Below are 18,781 nucleotides of genomic sequence, written 5' to 3'. Positions count from 1 at the left end.
CATCAGGGCCAGCAGCCTCGAATGGCTGCATCAACAGGCCGGACAGAAGACTGCACCCGACCAACGCGCCATAATGTCGAATTACCTCTTGCATCGCGGGAGCCATCCACAGAGGACCTTCAGATCACGGCTGCAATTCCGCCATTCAAGGTGACCTGCAGATTGCCGAGAGCTGCCATTTGTTTTCGCGACGCGATGTTGGCTTTGCGCCAAAAGCGGACCGAAGGCCGAGGGCTAAGGCACGACTTCAGGTCTCGACCTCAACCGAAGTGTCGAGGGTTGAATTCTCGACGAAAGCCCCAAGCGATGCATGCATCTGATTGAAGATGGCATCGTTCTCCCATCCTGTTCCAATCGTCAGCACGAAGTTGACCGTCATTTCGGGGCTCTCGTCCGGATGATCATAGCCGTAGAGGTAAAGGTCGCGGGTGAAGATGCGCGCATAGACCCGGAGATTGTCACCGTCGAAGGAAATGCCTTTGAATTTCTTGTGATGGTGGCGAAGCGGACTCCACTTGTGATCGAGCTCGCGCGCTTCTTGCTCGGTGATTTTCTTCGTGTCGAGCGATCCAAGAAGGTTGTGCGTTTTCCCATCGCGCTCAAACTGAACCGCCGTCTCCAGTCGCGCCGAGAAATAGTTCGGGCCCGCGATTTCGCTTACGAGAGGATGGGGGTCGAGAATCGCAGTCAGTGTGCCGTACCCACGAAGCTTCCCACTCGCGCGCAAAGCAGCCGGAATCGGCAGTTCCCAATAATACGCTGCGCCGGCTTTCAGAGACGCCGTCCACTGCAGCGTCACCGCTCCGGGCGGGCTGTTCCATGGCATGGACTCGCCAGGCGACCCGTATCCGAGCGCGATATCGTAGACCGGATTGTCGGCGTTGTGGAGGATCAGCGCCTTTACCAGATCTGGCGATGGCTCCCGCAGAGCGGCCATCGTGTGCGCGGCAAGGGGAGAAGTAAGGGCAGCAGAGAAGCTCGACCCCGCCGATACGACCCCACCGATGGTCCGCACGTGAGAGAAGTGCACGGTTTCCGGCTTGAGCATGCTTGCCGGGCCTGGACCGGTCAGGGACACCGGGCACTTACCTCCAGGCGCGCCATCCGACAGGTGAAGCCGGCCACCGACCGTCAGAGCCGCTTCGCAGTCAGCCGGCGGCTGCATTCGCCCACTTGGCTGGTTGCCAGTCGAAATCACCAATAGAACGCCGTGCTTGCGTGCGAGAACGGCGAGGTCGTGGCCGAGGGCGCTGACCTGATTAAGGTCACAATCCGTTCGCTGATTCAGCGACAGATTCCAGACCTTCGTTTCTGGATGGGCTGCCATCACCACATCAAGATAAGGCGTGAGCGAATCCGGATCCAGGAAGTATCCCGAGCCTTCTCGCGGCACTACTTGCACGATGCCTGCGCGGCAATAGAGCGAGGGGAGTTGCAGGCGGTTGTTCCAGTCGTGCCCCTGAACAATCAGGGACGTGACCTTGTTTCCATGTCTGGCATCAGCAAAGCCGGTCGGGACGAGGGGCTGCGCTCGCCATGCTTCGGCCGGTTGATAGGAGGAGGCCGTCAGGCCGCCATCGACGACGCCTACGATCGGCATCGAGGCAAGTGACGCCGGTAAGGGGCGTTGTGGCTCTGTCCCTTCGCCGGGCGACGTCGAGGCAATGACAGGCATCGGATCGAGCCGGAAAACGGCGGCAGAGCCAAGTATCGACGCCAACCGCTCCCTGTCCCGGATAATGACCCCGGTCTTTGCCCGGTGACGCGCGCGATAGTCCCGCAGCGCGAAAGAGATTCGGTCGGTTAGGCTTGAGACGAGGCGCAAGCGTTGACCGGTCTCTTCACCGGGTGCGACTGGCAGTGCCGGCAGCTGAAGCAACGGCGCGGTCGGCAGACTTCCTAGCACCTCCTCGTCGCGAAGGCGGCCAATTTCCTGCAGCACCACTTCGGCGCTTGCGTTGTCACGGTAGGGCATGAACCAGAGTGTGAAGGCCCGACCTGCTCCTATCTCAGGCGCGAGCTCCCAAAGCCGGTCGATCCCGATTCCGTGCGCGACGTCATTCGAATCGTACGCGCGCACGTCTTCGACGCGCGAAATATCGACCATGTCGCGATCGACATCGGCCGCGATCATGAGGCTCGAATAAAAACCAAGGCGGCTGGTTTCGATTTCGACGAGATATCCGGAGCGGTAGGGCGCGACGATCGAGGCGCCACGATCCGCGTTGAAAATGTCCGTAGGCGTCCACGTTGTCGCGCGTGAGTCGCTAAACATCGAAGCATAGATCATCGTACGGCCGGCAGCCGTCGCGAGCTGCTCCTGCCTCCGATTGAGGCCGGCGAACGCATCACTGAGGACGCTCCGCTGATCGTCTAGTCGCTCGAACCTGATCCCCGTCCGATTCTTGCCTCGTCCGGTAATGCCTTCTGGCCTCGGGTCCTTCGTAAAACGCAGGACCGGATTGAGGATCGGGCGGCGGGATTGTTCATCAGCCATCTATCTCTCCGTCCTCGCCTTTGAGGTAACGGTGGGCCATCTGCCGACTTACGCCGACCAGCCGTGCGATATCGGTCACTGGGAGCTTGGCGCGATCATGCAGCGTGACAGCCAGCTGTCGCTTGTCGTCAGACGTGAGCTTCCGCGAGTCGAGGAGAGAAGGGCTGCCTCTGCGGGACGACAGTAATGCAAGCAGAATGTTCGGCAGGTTCAGATCCGTCTTATCCAGGACTGCCCGGCGACGCGCGCTCAGTGAAATATTCTGGATGTCCGCTCCCGTCAGCCCTTCAGAGAGCCGTGCGAGCGTCTCAGCGTCCGGCATGTCGTGGGCATGCAGCCGCAGGAATGTCCGCCACATCTCTGCACGCGTGCCTTCCGAAGGTGGCCCGAGCTCAAGCTTGTAGGGGAACCTTCTGAATATCGCTGGATCGAGCAGGTGCGGATGATTGGTCGCACCGATGACGATCACGTCATTGGTCAGCGTATCAAGTCCCTGGATTACCGCGTTAACCACGCGCTTGAGCTCGCCCAGTTCCTGCCTGTCATCGCGCAGCTTTGCGATCGCGTCCAATTCATCCAGAAATAAAACGGCATTTCGGACTGGGATGAAATCGAAAATGCCGCGAACGTTCTTGGCGGTCTCGCCCAGGCGCGACGAGATCAGCGCATCAAGGCGCGCGATGTAAAGCGGCCGGCCAAGCTGTGCGGCAATGTGCGAGGCGAGCAGGGACTTGCCGGTGCCCGGATCTCCGAACATCAGAAGTCGGATCGGCGCATCTACACCAGCCTGCTCCAACTGATCGTGATGCGTGGCGTCCTCGATAAACTGCGCGACGACGTGCCCGGCGCTTTCGTCGAGAATCAGCGGCGTCGTCGGCGCACTTCCTTCCTCAAGCAGCGGCAGTCGGGTGCCCGCATCGACGGGCAGCCTTTCCACATACCCGGATGCCTGAAGGGGCACGCCCTTCTTGCGCACCACCGCCTGAATAGCCTTCGCGCTATCCACGTCTTTGGCGTCGAGCAGCCGCTTTGAGAGGATGTTCGCCGCCCTCCGCACTTGCGTGTAGTCGGCCGACATGGCGGCCTGGAGCAGCGAAACGAGGGTTTTTGTGTCGATTTCCATATTGGGAAGTGTCACCTAATTTCGATATTTTGTCAACATGAAAATCGTAAATGTAAACCTGACTTGCAAAATTGTAAACTTCGTGCTATAAGCTGCTCACGGTCGAAAAGCGACCTTCCGACGCCGGTGCACCTCGTGCGGCGGTGCAGGACCAAGCCAAACAAGGACCCAAAAAAATGAGTGAGAATGAACATGATCGCCGCGAGATCGCCGACCTGAAGCAGGAAGTGGCTGTGCTCGAGCATGAGGTCGAGGTGCTCGACGAGATCATCGATCTCGAAGAGCGGGCCAAGGCCGGCAAGGATCCGAAGAAGGCCAAAAAGTACCGCCTGCGCATCGACAAAGAGAAGAAGGTGGTCGAGGTCCACGAGATGAACGGCACTCAGATCCTCGCGCTCGTCGACAAGACCCCCGACAAGTACCTTCTGTCTATGAAAGTCCAAGGCGCCGGCTTCCAGCCCGTCGCTCCGACCCAGATCGTCGTCTTCCACAGGGACCGCGTGGAACGTTTCCAGACCCTCGCGCTCGATCCGTCGGAGGGCTGATATGCGCAGGGCTTTTCAGCTTTCCGAAGAGGACGAAGAGTGCTTGGCGCAGGCCGGGCGCTCGTGGGAAGCCATCCGGGAAGGGGACGCCAACTGGCTGATCCTTCCCGGCCACCGTATCCCGGACGGCTACAACGCCCGCGTGGCGACAGCAGCGCTCAAGATCCCGCCCAAGTATCCTGACGAGCAGATCGACATGGTCTACTTCGATCCGCCGGTAGCGTTAAAGACTGGCCGGGTGATTGCCAACCTGTCGATGACTACCCTCGACGGCAAGCAATATCAACAGTGGTCGCGACACCGCACCGCAGCCAATCCGTGGCGGCCTGGCATGGACAATGTCTGCACTCACCTTCTGCAGGTCGACACTTGGCTGCAGCGGGAGCTGAACAAATGAGGGCGATCAAACTCCGGCTCACCAAGAAGCAGCACGATGTGGCAAAGGCCCATCTGCTGCCCGGTGACGGCCTCGAAGCCGTCGCCGTCGCTCTGTGTGGGCGCCGTCGTGGCGATGCGGTCCACGCCCTCAGCATCCTCGATCTCGTCCCGATACCGCATGATGAGTGCAGCGTCCGGCGCGCCGACCGCGTGACCTGGTCGACGAAGCGGCTCGTCCCGCTCCTTGAGCGCGCCGCCAAATACGACCTCGGCATTCTTAAGATTCACAGCCATCCGGGAGGATACCGAGCTTTTTCCTCCATCGACGACGAGTCTGACGCCGACCTTTTCAACTCCGTCTTCGGCTGGACCGACAGCGCGTTCCCGCACGCGAGCGCAGTCATGCTCCCGGACGGCGAACTCTTCGGCCGCGCGATCCTGCCTGACGGACAGATGCGCCCATTGGATGCGACCACTGTCGTCGGCGATGACATACAGATATGGGACGGCGGCGGTACTGGGGCGGCGCCCGGGTTCGCTAGGCGCCACGCTCAGATGTTCGGAGCCGGAACGGTCAATCGTCTGCGGACGATGTCGGCTGCGATCATCGGCTGCTCAGGGACCGGTAGCCCCCTGGTCGAGCAACTCGCGCGCCTAGGTATTGGCCGACTGGTTCTGGTCGACCCGGATATCGTCGAAGAGAAAAATCTGAACCGGATACTCAATAGCTCACGCGAGGACAGCTATCTTGGCCGTCCGAAGGTCGAGGTGATGGCGCGCGCCATCGCCGCTATGGGCTTCGGGACCGAACTTGAAATTCTGCGCGATGATCTTGCCAAGGCGCGCTGCGTCGAGGCGGTGGCGCAGTGCGATGTCGTTTTTGGCTGTATGGACGGGGTTGAGGGTCGCGCGCTGCTGAACCGCATCGCGTCCTTCTACATGATTCCGTACTTCGATCTCGGCGTGAAACTTGAGGCCGATGGCGCCGGGGGCATCAACGAGGCAGTGGCCGCCATCCACTACCTTCGGCCAGATGGTGACACGCTGATGGACCGTAAGGTTTATACCCAGCAGCAGTTGATGGCCGAAGGTATGAAGCGGACCGACCTCGCTGCCTATCGTGATCAGGTGGCGCGAGGTTACCTACGCGGCGTTCCGGAAGACCGGCCCGCTGTCATCAGCGTGAACATGCAGATCGCCAGTATGGCCGTGAACGAGTTCTTGGCGCGGCTCCATCCTTACCGCCTGGACGAAAATGCGTCGTCGTCCATTATTCGTGTCAACTTCGTCGGCTCGGAGGTGATGCGAACCGCCGAAGGTGAGGCATCGGGCATGTTCAACAAATATGCCGGCAGGGGCGACACGACGCCGCTTTTGAACATGCCCGCGCTCAGCCTGGTGTCGCCGTGAGACAGATCTGGGCGTTCATCCTCGCGGTCTGCCTATGGCTGATTGCAGCGCCTATAGCGTTCAACCGATTGTTTCGGCGTCGCCTTGTCTGGCAGTTTGAGCGCGTCGAAGACTTTCCCGACATGCTCATGTCGGGGCGTGTTTATCTTGCCGGCGAAGATGACGATTTCTGGGGAGCAGCCATGACCTGTCCTTGCGGCTGCCGTGAAACCATCGAGCTCAATATGCTGCCACAGGTTCGCCCGCGATGGTCCGCTCCTGATGGCTTCGACGGCCTGGCTACACTCCAGCCATCGATCTGGCGTCGGAGCGGTTGCAAAAGCCATTTCTTTGTTCGGAATGGCAACATTGACTGGTGCTGACTAGCAGGCCCTGCGCGGCAACCGATCGTCCCGCTTGTAGATGTAAGCAAAGTTTGCCTGAACGTCCAACATTGGGCGGTGGGTTCAACTGATCGTGGCAACACCTTTAATCTCTGAGAGGATGAGGAGGTGTCGCATGGTGACGTCACGGGTCTGGTTTACGTCAGCGCAGAAGGCCGAGCTTTGGGAACGATGGAAGCAAGGTCAGAGCATTTCGTCGATCTCGCGGTCACTGGACCGCCGGAACAAGGGCGGTGTTCAGCGGATCGTATCCTTGCACGGCGGCATTGCTCCGGCAGCACGGCGTAGAGCGGCTTCGGCGCTTGAGCTGGCTGAGCGCGAAGATATCTCTCGGGGGATTGCGGCAGGTCTTGCTATCGGCGCTATTGCACGCAGTCTGGGGCGATCCCCATCAACGATATGTCGCGAGATCGCGCGCAATGGTGGTGCAAAAACGTATCGCGCAACTCGGGCAGACAAACAGGCTTGGGAGCGAGCGCTTCGTCCGAAGCAGTGTCGTCTGGCATGCTCTGGACGGCTAAGGTGGCGAGTGGCGCAAAAGCTGGCGCTGCAGTGGTCGCCGGAGCAGATTGCAGGCTGGCTGAGGCGAGAGTACCCGGGCGATCCCATCATGCGGATATCTCATGAAGCGATCTATCGCAGCCTGTTCATCCAGTCGCGAGGGGTGCTCAAGAAGGAACTGACGGCGCACTTGCGCACCAGACGACAGATGCGCCTCGCCAAGGGCGCACAGAGCCAAACGGGGCAAGGACAAATCCTCGATATGGTCTCCATCCGCGAGCGCCCCGCCGAGGCGGCGGATCGTCCCATACCAGGCCATTGGGAGGGTGATTTGCTCGCCGGTGCGAACGATACCAACATCGCCACCCTCGTCGAGCGACACAGCCGGTTCACGATGCTTGTGAAGTTGACCAGAAGGGACTCGGCGACCGTCGTGGCGGCTCTCGCCCAAAAGATCGGCGCATTGCCCGAAGAGTTACGACGCTCGTTGACTTGGGACCAGGGCAAGGAGATGGCTCGTCACAGGAGCTTTACCGTTGCAACCGACCTACAGGTCTACTTCTGCGATCCGCGCAGTCCCTGGCAACGCGGCAGCAACGAAAACACCAACGGCCTGCTCAGGCAGTACTTCCCCAGGGCAACCAACTTCTCCCAAGTCTCGCAGGACCAGCTCGACGCCATCGCTCTGCGTCTCAATCAGCGCCCCCGAAAAACCCTGGACTTCGAAACGCCGGCCGATAGGCTACGAAAGGTGTTGCGATGACCAGTTGAACCCACCGGCGCAAAGCTGTCGTTCGCGTCGTAGAAAATCGTCGAGCAGAGTTCCATGGCATTGTTTCCACAGGAGGGTGTGTCGAAATTGATACGGTCTCTTGTGCTTCCGTAGTGCTTCCGGAACAAAAATGCGAGGACACTCGCGAAAAGTACGATCGGATAACTATTTGATATTTATGTTGAAACTGGCGCACCCGACAGGATTCGAACCTGTGACCTCTGCCTTCGGAGGGCAGCGCTCTATCCAGCTGAGCTACGGGTGCTTTCAGGACAAGGGGTCCGGAAAACGAACCAGCCGGCGAACCGGCAAGTCACGGCTTCTTAGCGGAAGCAGGCGCGGGCTTCAACGGGGAATTGATGACGTGCGGGATGCAGAGGCCCGCTTCATAGGCGGTATGTCGGATAGGGGGTTCCCCCACTCCGTCTCGGCTTCGCCGATCCACCTCTCCCCCTCCGGAGGGAGAGGAAATTGAGCCTCACTGCGCCGCCGGGCTCTTCACCGGCCGCCGCCCGCGCACCGTTCGCTTTGCCTTCTTCGCGCTCGCCAGCTCATGCATGGCATCGAGCTGCATCTGCTGCATTTCGGCCAGCCGCGTCCATTGGCGCGAGATCAAATAGTCGAGTTTTTCGTGCAGGTGGCGCACTTCGAGCTCGGCCTTGAGGTTGACGCGGTAGTCGTTGAAGGAGCGCAGGCGGTCTTTCACCTCCTGGCGCTTCTGGCTCATCATGATGATCGGCGCCTGGATGGCGGCGATGCAGGAGAGCAGCAGGTTGAGCAGGATGAAGGGATAGGGATCGAAGGCGCCGGTCGTGCCCTCGAACAGGTTGATGCCGATCCACACCAGCAGCACGCTGCCGAACGAGATCAGGAACCACCAGCTGCCGCCAAAGGCGGCCATGCCGTCGGAGACGCGGTCGGCGAACGTCCGGTGCTCCTCGAATTCTTCTTCGCTGTTTTCCGAAATCGTATCCTGCCGGGCGATCGATTCCACCACCTGGCGGTCGAGCTCGGAGAATTCGCCGTGCTCCTGCTGCAGGAGCTCCTCCATGTAACGCATGCGGTAGCGGCCAAGCTCCTCGCGGCTGATGCGGGCGCCCTTGGGCAGGTCGGGGTGGTCCGAGTGAATGCGGTCGGCGAGGCTCGGGCGCAGCGTGTCGATGCGCACCAGGTCGCGCTTGCGGAACTTGCGGCCCGAGATCGCCGACGGTTTCTTCTTCGGCTTTATCCGCGACCCACCGGGGCCGGCGGGTTCGGAATCCGGCACTTCGGGCGTGTCGAAATGCTCGTCGGAAACCTCCTGCAAATCCGCTTGCGTGGTCGACGCCTCGAAATACTCGCCGCCGCTGTCGTTCTCATTGTCGGCCGACGTCTGCTCGGATGCCTTGGGAACGGTGCTCATGATGGGCTCCTGCTGTCGTGCTGTAAGTTAGGATACGCCATGGCGGCGGGGCATATCCACTGTCGGGTTCCGCAGCCTATGCCACGTCTTCCGCACGATTGCGTGACAGTCGCAAGACGATAGCCGGCTGCGGGGTTTTTGTTAGCTTCTTGGCGACGACGGCCCCCGCAGGCGCTTCGTCATCCACGGGCGGAGCAAAGAGCGGCAGCGGCGTCGCGGAGACCCGATGATCCATGCCGCGACCTTTGTCGGAGGGTGCAACGGTGCGGAATTCTGGACCGTGGCGACAGCTTCAGAGTCCCGGCATGGATACTCGGGTCTGCGCCGCGTCGCTACACTCCTTGCTCCGCCCGTGGATGACGAATTCGGGGGAGGCTCCGCGCAATCGCCGGCAAAGGCCAGCTAGTTCTTTACTGCTGTTCGGCGAACATCAGCCGCGTCTTGGTGGCGTCCATGGTGGGCGACAGGCTGCGCTGGATCAGCGCTTCGACATGGTCGTTGCGCTGGCGGGCCGAGTCGGCGCCCATCACCACCACGATCAACTGGCGGCCGTCGGCGTCGTAGGAGGTGACGATGTTGAAGCCGGACGCCCTGATATAGCCGGTCTTGATGCCATTCACGCCGCGCACGCGGCCGAGCATGTCGTTGTGGCCGCGCACCAGCCGCCCGCGAAACATGAAGTCGCTTTCGGAGAAATAGTGGAAATGCTGGGGAAAGCGCCGCTGCAGCGACATGCCGAGCACCGCCATGTCGCGCGCCGTCGTCATCTGGCCATCGTCGGGCAGGCCGGATGCGTTGCGGAAAGTGGTGCTGGTCATGCCGAGCGATCGCGCCTTTGAAGTCATCATGGCGGCGAACTGGTCCTCCGAGCCGCCGAGATATTCGCCCACCGCCACCGCCACGTCGTTGGCGGATTTGACGACGATGGCGCGGATGGCGGAATCGACGTCGATCGTCTCGCCGCGCCGGAAGCGCATCTTGGTCGGCGGCTGCGAGGCGGCGTGGTCGGAAACCGGGATCTGCGTTTCCTTGGTGACGCGGCCGGTGTCCATCGCCTCGAACAGCAGATAGAGCGTCATCATCTTGGTCAGCGAGGCCGGATAGCGCTGCGCCGTCGAATTGACCTCGAACAGCTGCTTGCCGCTCTTTCCGTCAACGACGATGGCCGCGTATTTCTGCGGTGCCGCCGGCACGGCCAGGACCGAGTCCGGCGGGGCCGTGGTCGAACAGCCGGCCACCAAGGCCACCAAGGCGAGCGCGGCCAGGATTTTCTGGAGGAGCGGAAAGAGACGCGGAAAGGACAAGGGCTGGACTGTTCTGGCGATGCTGTTGCTGAGATGAGGCGAAGCTAACGTAACGCGGCGGATGCGTCCATTTGGTTAATGGCGGTTGGAGCAGGGATTGTCGAGAGCGGTACGGCCTGATTTCCTCTCCCCGCCCTTGGCAGGGCGAGGAGGCTGGGTGAGGGGCGGCGGCGTTGCCTTGATGCGAAATGCCTGTCGCCGCTTGCGCAAGGTGCGCCAAGCGGGTTTGGTGGGCGGCTCCAGAATCGCAGGGTGGATATGGTCACGATCAACGCCAAGGGCATTTCGGTTTCGCTCGACCTCACCGTCGGGCATATCGCCGACATGACCGTCGAAAGCGGCGGGCGCCGGCTACGGCCGCTGCATCGCGCGCCATGGGTGGACGCAAGCGAGACGCTGCCTCCAGACCTGCCGCAAGGCACCGTCCGGCTCTCCGGCGATTTTCTCTGCGCGCCATTCTCGCGCAGCGACGTCGAGGAGGCGCCGCTGCATGGCTGGCCGGCCAACAGCGCCTGGGATGTGGTGGAAAGCGGGGTCACGCAGGGAGGCTGGCGCGCGGTCTTCCGCCTGCGCCACAAGGTGATGGGCGCCAGCGTCGACAAGATCCTCACGCTCATCGACGATCATCCCTTCCTCTACCAGGAACATGTTTTCTCCGGCGGCCATGGCGCAATCTCGGTCGCTCATCACCCGATGACGGCGATGAGAGGCGGCGGCAGGCTGGCCTTCTCGCCGAAGCGTTTTGCCGCCACGCCGGCCGATCCGCTGGAGCCGGACCCCGCGCGCGGCCGCTTCATGCTGGCGTATCCCGGTCGGTCGTCGGACCTCGGGCATTTTCCCGCCGCCGGCGGCGGTACGCTCGATCTCACGGACTATCGCATGGAGGATCGGCGCGAGGATTTCCTCACCTTGGTCGAGGCCGACCATGGCGGGCCGGGCTGGACCGCGCTGGCCCGTCAGGCAGAGGACGATCTGGTGCTGGTGCTGAAGAACCCGGCCGAACTGCCGGTCACCATGCTGTGGTTCTCGAATGGCGGGCGTGACTACGCGCCGTGGAGCGGCCGCCACCTCGGCGTGCTCGGCATCGAGGATGGGCGCACGGCGATCGGCCACGCCGCCTCGCTCGGCGACAATTGGCTGAAGCGCGAGGGCGTGGCCACGGCATTCGATCTTGGTGAGGGCCGCGCCGTCTCGTTCCGGCACGTCATCGGTGCCTTGCCGCTGCCGGGCGGAAAGCCGCCGCGGGAGGTTACCACGGCGGATGGCCGCCTGCGGTTGGTCGGCGCCACCGCGTTGGAGGTCCCGTTCGACAGCGAATTCCTGCGCATCGGCCGGCCGGCGGCCGCATAAGGAAAATTGCCTGACGGCAGGGTTTGAAATTTCCGCCAACTGCCGACAAGATGCGTCCGAAATCGTGCGGGAAGAGCCAAATGTCCGAAATCGCCCACCTCGCCGCCACCATCTTCAAGCGCGCCGGCAAGGCAAAGCGCTTCATCGTCGCCATCGCGGGCCCGCCGGGTGCCGGCAAGTCGACACTGTCGGCAAGCCTGCATGACCTCTTGCCGGAGGGTGTGGTGGAAGTCGTGCCGATGGACGGCTTCCACTATGACGACATCGTGCTCGACGCGCGCGGACTGCGCGCGCGAAAAGGCGCGCCGGAAACCTTCGACTTTGCCGGCTTCGAGGCACTTTTGAGGCGCATCCGGGCCGGCGAGGCCGAGATCGCCATTCCCGTCTTCGACCGAAGCATGGAATTGTCGCGCGCCGCGGCCGCGATCGTCGGCACCGAGACCAAGTTCATCCTGGTGGAAGGCAATTACCTGCTGCTCGACGAGGAGCCGTGGTCGCGGCTGGCGCCGCTGTTCGATTTCTCGATTTTCGTCGACGTGCCGCGCAACGAACTCGAGCGCCGCCTGATGGAACGCTGGCACGAGCATGGCCGCTCCGAGGCGGATGCACGCGCCTGGATCGCCTCCAACGACATGCCCAACATCGAACGCGTGCTGGCCCGGCGCCGGGCGGCCGACCTGGTCATGGGTTAACCCGGTTAATCCAGATTAACCTGGGCTAATCCGATTAACCCGCGTAACGCAGATTAACCCGATCAATCTTCAGTATTTTTCGACGGGAACCTTAAGACTTACAAGGCGTTATCCCGGTCAGGCAATCATGCCGGAAGAGGGATTCCGTCCGATGGCAACCAAGGCAAAAAAGCCCGCCAGGGGCAAGTCAGCTCAACCGAAAGCGCCGCAATCGACTGCTGGGGCCGGCCCCGCGATCGCCCAGCGCTCCAAGGATGCGAAGGCCTTCGGCAAGGCGGCGCCTAAAAAAGTCGTGTCGGGCAGCACGGCGAAAGCGGCCGCGCCTAAATCGGCGGCGAAGACCCCCCGGGCGAGCAAACCGGCGGCGGGCGCCGACTCCAAGGTTCGCACGGCAGCCAATGTCGCCGCCGGAGCGGTCGTGGCCACGGCGCGAGGCGTGGCGTCCCTTGCCGCCTCCGTGGTCGGCAGGGGCGGATCCAAGGCGAAAGCGAAGTAGAGCCCGCCTTTCCCCGTTCTGGCGGGGTTTAGGGCCGGGCCGGGATGGTCAGGCCCTTCTGCACCGCCGGCCGCGCCAGTCCGCGCTCCAGCCATTTCGCCAGATTGGCGAAATCGTCGAAACCGACCAGATCGCGCGCCTCGTAGAAGCCGATCAGGTTGCGCACCCAGCCCAGCAACGAGATGTCGGCGATGGTGTAGTCATTGTCCATGATCCACTTGCGGCCCTTCAGCCTGACATCGAGGACGCCGAGCAGGCGTCGCGATTCGTCGCGGTAGCGCTCCAGCGGCCGCTTGTCGGCGATCTCGCGGCCGGCGAATTTGTGGAAGAAGCCGACCTGGCCGAACATCGGCCCGACCGCCGCCATCTGGAAGAAGACCCATTGGATCGTTTCGTAGCGCCGCGCGGCGTCAACGGGCATCAGCAGGCCGGTCTTTTCCGCAAGATAAAGCAGGATGGCGCCGGATTCGAACAAGCCGATCGGCTTGCCGTCCGGGCCGTCGGGATCGATGATCGCCGGGATCTTGCCATTGGGGTTGAGCGACAGGAATTCCGGAGTCCAGCTCTCGTTCTTGCCGATGTTGATGAGATGCGGCTCATAGGGCAGGCCCAGTTCCTCCAGCGCGATCGATATCTTCACCCCGTTCGGCGTCGTCGCCGAATAGAGCTGGATCTGGTCGGGATGCTGGGCCGGCCAACGGGTTGCGATCGGAAAGGCGGACAGGTCGGCCATCGGGAACTCCTGGGCGGGGATGCGCGCGAAGGGCGCGGTGTTGGCGGGTCGGCCAAGAATTAGAGCTGCGGTCGGGCCGGATCAATATGGCGGCGACGCTTTAACCATGCACGGATAGTCAACCGATCGGACCGCCTGGGCGGATAGCAACCGCCGGCGCAGGTGGTGACTGCCGGAGCAAATGGCAACCGTCCCGGATCAGATGGCCTTGAAGGCCAGCACCGCATTGGTGCCGCCGAAGGCAAATCCATTGCTGATGGCGGCGCGCACCTTGCGCTCGCGGGCGACATTCGGCGTCACGTCGAGATCGCAATCGGGATCGGGCTCGCGGTAATTCGCCGTCGGCGGCACGACGCCTTCGCGGATCGCCATGACGCAGGCGATCATCTCCAGTCCGCCCGATGCGCCAAGGCAATGGGCGTGCATCGACTTGGTCGAAGAGACCGAGAGCGCGCGCGCATGCTCGCCGAAGACGCGCTTGATCGCGAGGGTTTCGATCTGGTCGTTGGCCTTGGTGCCGGTGCCATGCGCGTTGAGGTAATCGATATCCTCGGGATTGAGCCCGGCATCGGCGAGGCAGAAGCGCATCGCGGCCTCCGGCCCCTCAACAGTCGGCGCGACGATATCGGAGGCGTCGGCCGAAAGGCCGGCGCCGGCGATTTCGGCGAGGATGGTGGCGCCGCGCGCCATCGCATGGTCGTAGCTTTCCAGAATCGCCATGCCGGCGCCTTCGCCCAGCACCAGGCCCTGGCGGTCGGCCGAGAACGGCCTGCACGTGTCGGGCGCCAGCACGCGCAGCGCCTCCCAGCCCTTCAGCACGCCCCACACCAGCGGCGCATCGGTGCCCCCGGCCACCATGACATCGGCACGGCCGAGCCTGATCTGGTCGACCGCCGAGGCGATGGCATGGTTGGCCGACGAACAGGCCGAAGTGACGCCGAACACCGGTCCGCGCAAGCCAAGATGCATGCTGACCTGGCCGGCGGCGGCGCCCGGCATGACCCTGGGGACAGTGAAGATACCGGCGCGATTCTTGCCCTCGATCAGGATGGCGCGATAGTTCTCCTCGACCGTCTCGAAGCCGCAGACGCCAACGCCGACGATGGTTCCCATCCGATAGGTATTGTCCGCATGCGGGACCAATCCGGACTGCCGCATGGCTTCTTTCGCCGCGATCACCGCCAGCAGGCTGAAGCGGTCCATCGACACCAGCTGCTTGCGCTCGATGCCGTGGTCGGGCAGTTCCTTGATCTCGCAGCCGGTCTTGACCTTCAGTTCACTCTGGAAATCGCTGCCGATAGGGCCGATCGCCGAACGCCCGGCACGCATCTCGCCCCAGATTGCCGGCATATTGGTGCCGAGCCCGCATATCCCGCCAAGGCCGGTGATGACGACGCGTTTTTGCATTCGGTCAGGCTTTTTTCGCGATCAGCGCGCGAACGGCCTCGACCATGTCGCCGACATTCTTCAGATTGCTCCAGGCATCGACCGTGTTCATCTCGATCTCGATGCCATACTGCTCCTCGAGGTCGAAGATGATCTCGGTCAGCTCCAGCGAATGGATGCCGAGCGCCGTCAGTTCGGTTGTTGTGGTGATTTCCTCGCCGCCCGGCTCGGCATGGGCCTTGATCTTCTCGATGATGTCCGTTGCCAGCTGGTCAGCCATTCGGTTTCTTCCCCACTGTGTCGTTTCCCGACGCCAACTGAACGGCGCCTTCTTTTCCTCGATATCAGGCCGCGATCTTCGCCTTATACCTCCGCCAAGCGTCGCCTGACCGTACCAAGGTGGTTCCCTCTATAGAAACGGAAACGCCATCAAGCAACAAGCTATTATGTCGACAAAAGCGCCACAGTGCTTAACTTGGCGGCGTGGATACGATCGAGAATACGAAGTTTTCAGGTCAGTTGGCCCAGCGCGCGGCGGGCAAGGCGCAGCTTGGCTGCGCCAGCAGCGACGGCTGCACGCGGCTGCGGCGCCTCTATCAGGACGGCTCCGCCAAGATAAGGCTGCCGGCCGTTTCGGCCGGTCCGCTGGAGGCCGTCCTGATCAACACCGCCGGCGGGCTGACCGGCGGCGACCGTCTCGGCTGGGAGGTCGATGTCGGCGCCGATGCCAGCGCCACGGTCACAACCCAAGCCTGTGAAAAAGTCTATCGCGCCGCGTCGGACCATGCCGAAGTCAGCGTGAAGCTGAGCGTCGGCGAGAACGGCAGTGTTGCCTGGCTGCCGCAGGAAACCATCGTCTTCGACCGCGCCGCCTTTGCCCGTACGCTCGATGTCGAGCTTGCGGCCGGCGCCGAGGCGCTGGTGCTGGAAGCGGCCGTCTTCGGTCGCCTGGCCATGGGCGAACGCGCCGCACAGGGCATTTTTCACGACCGCTGGCGTGTCCGCAGGGAAGGAACCCTCATCCATGCCGAGGATTTTCGCATCGGACCTGGCATCGCCGACACCCTGTCCCGCGCGGCGATAACAGGCGGCGCGATCGCCGTGGCGACGCTGTTGCTGGTGTCGCCGCGGGCGGAAGCCTTGCTCGACCCGGTTCGCGAGATCATCGGCGACCAGGGCGGCGCCAGCGTCTGGAGCGTGAAGACATCTGGCAAGCTTCTTGCGAGGCTCTGCGCCGAGGACGGCTACCAGCTGCGCCAGCGGCTGGTCCCGCTTGTCGGATTGCTCAACGGAAAGGCCGGGCTGCCCAAATTATGGTCACTGTGACTGTCTCCGCATCATTTCAGGAAGCCGCATGAACCTGACGCCAAGGGAAAAGGACAAGCTGCTGATCGCCATGGCGGCGGTGGTGGCGCGCAAGCGGCTGGAGCGCGGCGTCAAGCTCAACCATCCGGAAGCCATCGCGCTGATCACCGATTTCGTCGTCGAAGGCGCCCGCGACGGCCGCCCCGTGGCCGAACTGATGGAGGCCGGTGCCCATGTCGTCAGCCGCGCGCAGGTGATGCAAGGCATCGCCGAGATGATCCATGACGTGCAGGTGGAAGCGACATTCCCCGATGGCACCAAGCTGGTGACCGTGCACGAACCGATCCGGTGAGGAGAGAAAAATGCTGGAGCTGCGCCCGAACTGTGAATGCTGCGACAAGGATCTGCCGCCGGAAGCCAGGGATGCGCGGATCTGCACCTTCGAGTGCACCTTCTGCGCCGGCTGTGCCGAAACCGTGCTTGGCGGCGTCTGCCCCAACTGCGGCGGCAATTTTACGGCCCGGCCGATGCGCCCCGCCGCGATGCTGAAGAAATATCCGGCTTCGACCAAACGCGTGCTCAAGGCCGAGGGCTGCGGGCCGGCCAAGGCCGCCTGACATCGCAAAACGAAAGGCAAGTAAAATGATCCCTGTCAAACGCCTGTGCCTCTCGGCGCTCCTGCTCGTGGCGGCGGCCATGCCTGCCTACGCCCATGTCGGCATCGGCACGACCTCCTCCTTCACCGCCGGCTTCATGCATCCTTTGTCCGGCCTTGATCATATGACCGTGATGATCGCGGTCGGGCTGTGGGCGGCGCTCAAGGGCGGCAAGGCGATCTGGGCCTGGCCGGCGGCCTTTGTCGGCGTGATGCTCGCCGGCGCGGCCCTTGGTATGGCCCATGTGCCGGTGCCCTTCGTCGAACCGGGCATTTTGGCCTCGGTCGTGGCGCTCGGTCTGCTGGTGGCGCTGGCGGTCGATCTGCCTGTCTCTGCCGGTGTCGCCATCCTCGGCCTGTTCGCGCTGTTCCACGGCCACGCCCATGGCACGGAAGTGCCCGAAAATGCCGGTGGGCTCGACTATATGGCCGGCTTTGCCATCGCCACCATGCTGCTCCATGCCGTCGGCATCGCCGCCGGGCTTGGCCTCGGCACGAGGTTTCGCCGCGTGGCCCGCATCGCCGGTGCCGCCTGCGCGGCGATCGGCGTCGGCCTCGCCTTCGGCGTCGTGTGAGGCTCCATGATCCCCGGCGAAATCATCCCCGCCCAAGGCGACATCGAACTCAACAAGGGTCTGCCTACCCTCACCCTGAAAGTCGCCAACAGTGGCGACCGGCCGGTCCAGGTCGGCAGCCACTACCATTTCTTCGAAACCAATGAGGCGCTGAAATTCGACCGCGAACGGGCGCGCGGCATGCGCCTCGACATCGCCGCCGGCACCGCCACGCGCTTCGAGCCGGGGCAGGAGCGGGACGTTACGCTGGTGCCGCTTGGCGGCAAGCGCGAGGTCTACGGATTCCAGCAGAAGGTGATGGGCAAGCTGTGAGGGCGTCTACTGCGTGGCGCGCGAGGAGTGGCTTCAGCGCAGGCACGAGCGCTGCGCGTCGCTCAGTCCGAGGGCTTGGCGGCCGCGTAGATGACGATCTTTCCGGGATCGTCGAACTCCACGGCCAGAACATCCTGGGCAAGCACACGCCGCGAATCGATGGCGTTGAAAAGCAGCGCGTTGGCCTCGATCTCCTTGCGCAGTTCGGCGACATCGTCCTGATGCTGCCGAACCTTGTTCTCGATGGCCGGCGGCGGGCCACCTTCGCTGCGGGCCGCGTCGGTCAGGAAGACGATGTCGACCTTGTCGAGCTTGGACGTCTTGCGCACCGTGCTGATGTTTTCGCGCGTGCGGTCGATCGCGGAACTGACCTTGCCGATTTCCGCGGTTGCCTTGGCCTCTTCCTGATTGACCTGCGAGCCGACGATGCGGTCGACGGTCTCGGGACTTTCAAGACCCTGCGCGTTCAGCGCCGCATGGGGAGCGCTCGCCACCAGAAAGGCAGCCGCCGCAAGGGCATGCAGCCATCTCATATCGGGCAGGGTGGTGATCGTCATCGTTCGCTTTCGCGGTTTGCTTCAAGATCTGGAAAACGAAACGCCCCCGGCCCTGTCAGGGTTCCCTCCGCGACCCGGGCGGCGGACCGGATGCCGGCCCGCCGAGCCCGTTCGTCAGCTGGCTTTCTTGGTGATCAGGGTCAGCGCGCCGTTCGGCTCCATGCTGGCCGCGACCACCTGAGCCGAGGTCATGCCCTTGGCCTGGAGGGCGGACTTAACCTTGGGCGTGGCGTCGATCGAACTGCGCAGTTTCTGCAGGCCGGCATCGCCACGCTGGGCGATCACCTGGTTGACCTGCGTCTGGGTGTCCTTCGGCAGCTCGCTGATGTCGATGACGTTGACGCTCTGGATTGCCGGCGCGGCTTGCTGACCGCCAGGGGCGGCCGGAGCGGGGGCGGCCGGGGC

Annotated in this window: 22 protein-coding genes and 1 tRNA gene; 13 read left to right on the top strand and 10 right to left on the bottom strand. The window is 63.0% G+C overall.

Features of this window, described 5'->3' with window-relative positions; all coding sequences use genetic code 11:
* Positions 1-247: 247 nt before the first annotated feature.
* Positions 248-2,497: a S8 family peptidase gene (locus tag LB564_RS16530; RefSeq protein WP_224539273.1), complete on the bottom strand. Its 2,250-nt coding sequence runs from the start codon at positions 2,495-2,497 to the stop codon at positions 248-250.
* The gene (locus LB564_RS16525; protein WP_224539271.1) at positions 2,490-3,620 is read right to left on the bottom strand and encodes an AAA family ATPase; all 1,131 of its coding nucleotides are present in this window, start codon (positions 3,618-3,620) and stop codon (positions 2,490-2,492) included. Before LB564_RS16525 ends, LB564_RS16530 begins: the two co-directional genes overlap by 8 nt.
* 176 nt (positions 3,621-3,796) lie before the next feature.
* Here LB564_RS16525 and LB564_RS16520 point away from each other — a divergent pair, with 176 nt between their 5' ends.
* The 5 genes from LB564_RS16520 to LB564_RS16500 all read left to right on the top strand — a co-directional run bounded on the left by LB564_RS16520 (position 3,797) and on the right by LB564_RS16500 (position 7,600).
* Positions 3,797-4,165 carry a multiubiquitin domain-containing protein gene (locus LB564_RS16520; protein WP_224539269.1) on the top strand — a complete coding sequence of 123 codons (369 nt, stop codon included), beginning with the start codon at positions 3,797-3,799 and terminating at the stop codon, positions 4,163-4,165.
* A 1-nt stretch (position 4,166) separates the two neighbouring features.
* The gene (locus tag LB564_RS16515) at positions 4,167-4,562 is read left to right on the top strand and encodes an E2/UBC family protein (RefSeq protein WP_224539268.1); all 396 of its coding nucleotides are present in this window, start codon (positions 4,167-4,169) and stop codon (positions 4,560-4,562) included.
* The gene (locus tag LB564_RS16510; protein WP_224539266.1) at positions 4,559-5,953 is read left to right on the top strand and encodes a HesA/MoeB/ThiF family protein; all 1,395 of its coding nucleotides are present in this window, start codon (positions 4,559-4,561) and stop codon (positions 5,951-5,953) included. Before LB564_RS16515 ends, LB564_RS16510 begins: the two co-directional genes overlap by 4 nt.
* A complete protein-coding gene (locus LB564_RS31645; protein ID WP_224539265.1) occupies positions 5,950-6,315 on the top strand; it encodes a DUF6527 family protein in 366 nt (121 codons plus the stop codon). The genes LB564_RS16510 and LB564_RS31645 overlap by 4 nt, the downstream gene beginning before the upstream one ends.
* Before the next feature lie 136 nt (positions 6,316-6,451).
* The gene (locus tag LB564_RS16500; RefSeq protein WP_224539263.1) at positions 6,452-7,600 is read left to right on the top strand and encodes an IS30 family transposase; all 1,149 of its coding nucleotides are present in this window, start codon (positions 6,452-6,454) and stop codon (positions 7,598-7,600) included.
* A gap of 197 nt (positions 7,601-7,797) precedes the next feature.
* On the opposite strand, the gene LB564_RS16495 is transcribed toward LB564_RS16500, so the two are convergent.
* The 3 genes from LB564_RS16495 to LB564_RS16485 all read right to left on the bottom strand — a co-directional run bounded on the left by LB564_RS16495 (position 7,798) and on the right by LB564_RS16485 (position 10,315).
* Positions 7,798-7,874 (bottom strand) — tRNA-Arg (locus tag LB564_RS16495).
* A gap of 213 nt (positions 7,875-8,087) precedes the next feature.
* A complete protein-coding gene (locus LB564_RS16490; RefSeq protein WP_224539262.1) occupies positions 8,088-9,011 on the bottom strand; it encodes a DUF1003 domain-containing protein in 924 nt (307 codons plus the stop codon).
* Between the two features lie 410 nt (positions 9,012-9,421).
* Positions 9,422-10,315, bottom strand: a complete 894-nt coding sequence (locus tag LB564_RS16485; protein WP_224539260.1) for a D-alanyl-D-alanine carboxypeptidase family protein — start codon at positions 10,313-10,315, stop codon at positions 9,422-9,424.
* Between the two features lie 252 nt (positions 10,316-10,567).
* Between LB564_RS16485 and LB564_RS16480 the strand changes: the two genes are divergently transcribed.
* From LB564_RS16480 to LB564_RS16470, 3 genes are all read left to right on the top strand, one after another.
* The gene (locus LB564_RS16480; protein WP_224539258.1) at positions 10,568-11,665 is read left to right on the top strand and encodes a hypothetical protein; all 1,098 of its coding nucleotides are present in this window, start codon (positions 10,568-10,570) and stop codon (positions 11,663-11,665) included.
* An 80-nt stretch (positions 11,666-11,745) separates the two neighbouring features.
* Positions 11,746-12,357 carry a nucleoside triphosphate hydrolase gene (locus tag LB564_RS16475; RefSeq protein WP_224539256.1) on the top strand — a complete coding sequence of 204 codons (612 nt, stop codon included), beginning with the start codon at positions 11,746-11,748 and terminating at the stop codon, positions 12,355-12,357.
* Positions 12,358-12,508: 151 nt separating this feature from the next.
* On the top strand, positions 12,509-12,853 hold the full coding sequence (locus LB564_RS16470) for a hypothetical protein (protein ID WP_140703929.1): 345 nt from the start codon (positions 12,509-12,511) through the stop codon (positions 12,851-12,853).
* A gap of 28 nt (positions 12,854-12,881) precedes the next feature.
* On the opposite strand, the gene LB564_RS16465 is transcribed toward LB564_RS16470, so the two are convergent.
* The 3 genes from LB564_RS16465 to LB564_RS16455 form a co-directional block, all read right to left on the bottom strand.
* A complete protein-coding gene (locus LB564_RS16465) occupies positions 12,882-13,586 on the bottom strand; it encodes a glutathione S-transferase family protein (RefSeq protein WP_224539255.1) in 705 nt (234 codons plus the stop codon).
* 198 nt (positions 13,587-13,784) lie between these two features.
* The gene (locus tag LB564_RS16460) at positions 13,785-14,993 is read right to left on the bottom strand and encodes a beta-ketoacyl-[acyl-carrier-protein] synthase family protein (protein ID WP_224539253.1); all 1,209 of its coding nucleotides are present in this window, start codon (positions 14,991-14,993) and stop codon (positions 13,785-13,787) included.
* Positions 14,994-14,997: 4 nt separating this feature from the next.
* The gene (locus tag LB564_RS16455; protein WP_027145432.1) at positions 14,998-15,252 is read right to left on the bottom strand and encodes an acyl carrier protein; all 255 of its coding nucleotides are present in this window, start codon (positions 15,250-15,252) and stop codon (positions 14,998-15,000) included.
* A 203-nt stretch (positions 15,253-15,455) separates the two neighbouring features.
* Between LB564_RS16455 and LB564_RS16450 the strand changes: the two genes are divergently transcribed.
* Genes LB564_RS16450 through LB564_RS16430 form a run of 5 tightly spaced genes read left to right on the top strand, consistent with a single transcriptional unit; the run spans position 15,456 to position 17,819 of the window.
* Positions 15,456-16,298 (top strand): urease accessory protein UreD, encoded by an 843-nt coding sequence (locus LB564_RS16450; RefSeq protein WP_224539251.1) that lies wholly within the window; start codon positions 15,456-15,458, stop codon positions 16,296-16,298.
* 28 nt (positions 16,299-16,326) lie between these two features.
* Complete coding sequence (locus tag LB564_RS16445; protein WP_224539249.1) at positions 16,327-16,629, top strand: urease subunit gamma; 303 nt, start codon at positions 16,327-16,329, stop codon at positions 16,627-16,629.
* 10 nt (positions 16,630-16,639) lie between these two features.
* Positions 16,640-16,894: a DUF1272 domain-containing protein gene (locus tag LB564_RS16440; RefSeq protein ID WP_224539247.1), complete on the top strand. Its 255-nt coding sequence runs from the start codon at positions 16,640-16,642 to the stop codon at positions 16,892-16,894.
* 25 nt (positions 16,895-16,919) lie between these two features.
* Positions 16,920-17,507: a HupE/UreJ family protein gene (locus tag LB564_RS16435; protein WP_224539245.1), complete on the top strand. Its 588-nt coding sequence runs from the start codon at positions 16,920-16,922 to the stop codon at positions 17,505-17,507.
* A gap of 6 nt (positions 17,508-17,513) precedes the next feature.
* On the top strand, positions 17,514-17,819 hold the full coding sequence (locus LB564_RS16430; RefSeq protein WP_224539243.1) for an urease subunit beta: 306 nt from the start codon (positions 17,514-17,516) through the stop codon (positions 17,817-17,819).
* 62 nt (positions 17,820-17,881) lie between these two features.
* Here the strand turns inward: LB564_RS16430 and LB564_RS16425 are convergent, their stop codons facing one another.
* Together LB564_RS16425 and LB564_RS16420 are read right to left on the bottom strand one after the other, a co-directional pair.
* A complete protein-coding gene (locus LB564_RS16425) occupies positions 17,882-18,376 on the bottom strand; it encodes a hypothetical protein (protein ID WP_224539241.1) in 495 nt (164 codons plus the stop codon).
* A 114-nt stretch (positions 18,377-18,490) separates the two neighbouring features.
* A partial coding sequence (locus LB564_RS16420) for a hypothetical protein (protein ID WP_224539239.1) occupies positions 18,491-18,781 on the bottom strand: 291 nt, incomplete at its 5' end.

This window comes from Mesorhizobium sp. ES1-6, assembly GCF_020164775.1.
Classification (GTDB): domain Bacteria; phylum Pseudomonadota; class Alphaproteobacteria; order Rhizobiales; family Rhizobiaceae; genus Mesorhizobium.
Note: the sequence above shows the minus strand (reverse complement) of the source record. Positions and strands in the feature narration are given on the sequence as shown.

Excerpts from the sequence above, each read along its gene's own strand:
- LB564_RS16530 (WP_224539273.1), bottom strand. The coding sequence starts at position 2,497 with ATGGCTGATGAACAATCCCGCCGCCCGATCCTCAATCCGGTCCTGCGT.
- LB564_RS16525 (WP_224539271.1), bottom strand. The coding sequence starts at position 3,620 with ATGGAAATCGACACAAAAACCCTCGTTTCGCTGCTCCAGGCCGCCATG.
- LB564_RS16520 (WP_224539269.1), top strand. The coding sequence starts at position 3,797 with ATGAGTGAGAATGAACATGATCGCCGCGAGATCGCCGACCTGAAGCAG.
- LB564_RS16515 (WP_224539268.1), top strand. The coding sequence starts at position 4,167 with ATGCGCAGGGCTTTTCAGCTTTCCGAAGAGGACGAAGAGTGCTTGGCG.
- LB564_RS16510 (WP_224539266.1), top strand. The coding sequence starts at position 4,559 with ATGAGGGCGATCAAACTCCGGCTCACCAAGAAGCAGCACGATGTGGCA.
- LB564_RS16500 (WP_224539263.1), top strand. The coding sequence starts at position 6,452 with ATGGTGACGTCACGGGTCTGGTTTACGTCAGCGCAGAAGGCCGAGCTT.
- LB564_RS16490 (WP_224539262.1), bottom strand. The coding sequence starts at position 9,011 with ATGAGCACCGTTCCCAAGGCATCCGAGCAGACGTCGGCCGACAATGAG.
- LB564_RS16475 (WP_224539256.1), top strand. The coding sequence starts at position 11,746 with ATGTCCGAAATCGCCCACCTCGCCGCCACCATCTTCAAGCGCGCCGGC.
- LB564_RS16470 (WP_140703929.1), top strand. The coding sequence starts at position 12,509 with ATGGCAACCAAGGCAAAAAAGCCCGCCAGGGGCAAGTCAGCTCAACCG.
- LB564_RS16465 (WP_224539255.1), bottom strand. The coding sequence starts at position 13,586 with ATGGCCGACCTGTCCGCCTTTCCGATCGCAACCCGTTGGCCGGCCCAG.
- LB564_RS16460 (WP_224539253.1), bottom strand. The coding sequence starts at position 14,993 with ATGCAAAAACGCGTCGTCATCACCGGCCTTGGCGGGATATGCGGGCTC.
- LB564_RS16455 (WP_027145432.1), bottom strand. The coding sequence starts at position 15,252 with ATGGCTGACCAGCTGGCAACGGACATCATCGAGAAGATCAAGGCCCAT.
- LB564_RS16445 (WP_224539249.1), top strand. The coding sequence starts at position 16,327 with ATGAACCTGACGCCAAGGGAAAAGGACAAGCTGCTGATCGCCATGGCG.
- LB564_RS16440 (WP_224539247.1), top strand. The coding sequence starts at position 16,640 with ATGCTGGAGCTGCGCCCGAACTGTGAATGCTGCGACAAGGATCTGCCG.
- LB564_RS16435 (WP_224539245.1), top strand. The coding sequence starts at position 16,920 with ATGATCCCTGTCAAACGCCTGTGCCTCTCGGCGCTCCTGCTCGTGGCG.
- LB564_RS16430 (WP_224539243.1), top strand. The coding sequence starts at position 17,514 with ATGATCCCCGGCGAAATCATCCCCGCCCAAGGCGACATCGAACTCAAC.
- LB564_RS16425 (WP_224539241.1), bottom strand. The coding sequence starts at position 18,376 with ATGACGATCACCACCCTGCCCGATATGAGATGGCTGCATGCCCTTGCG.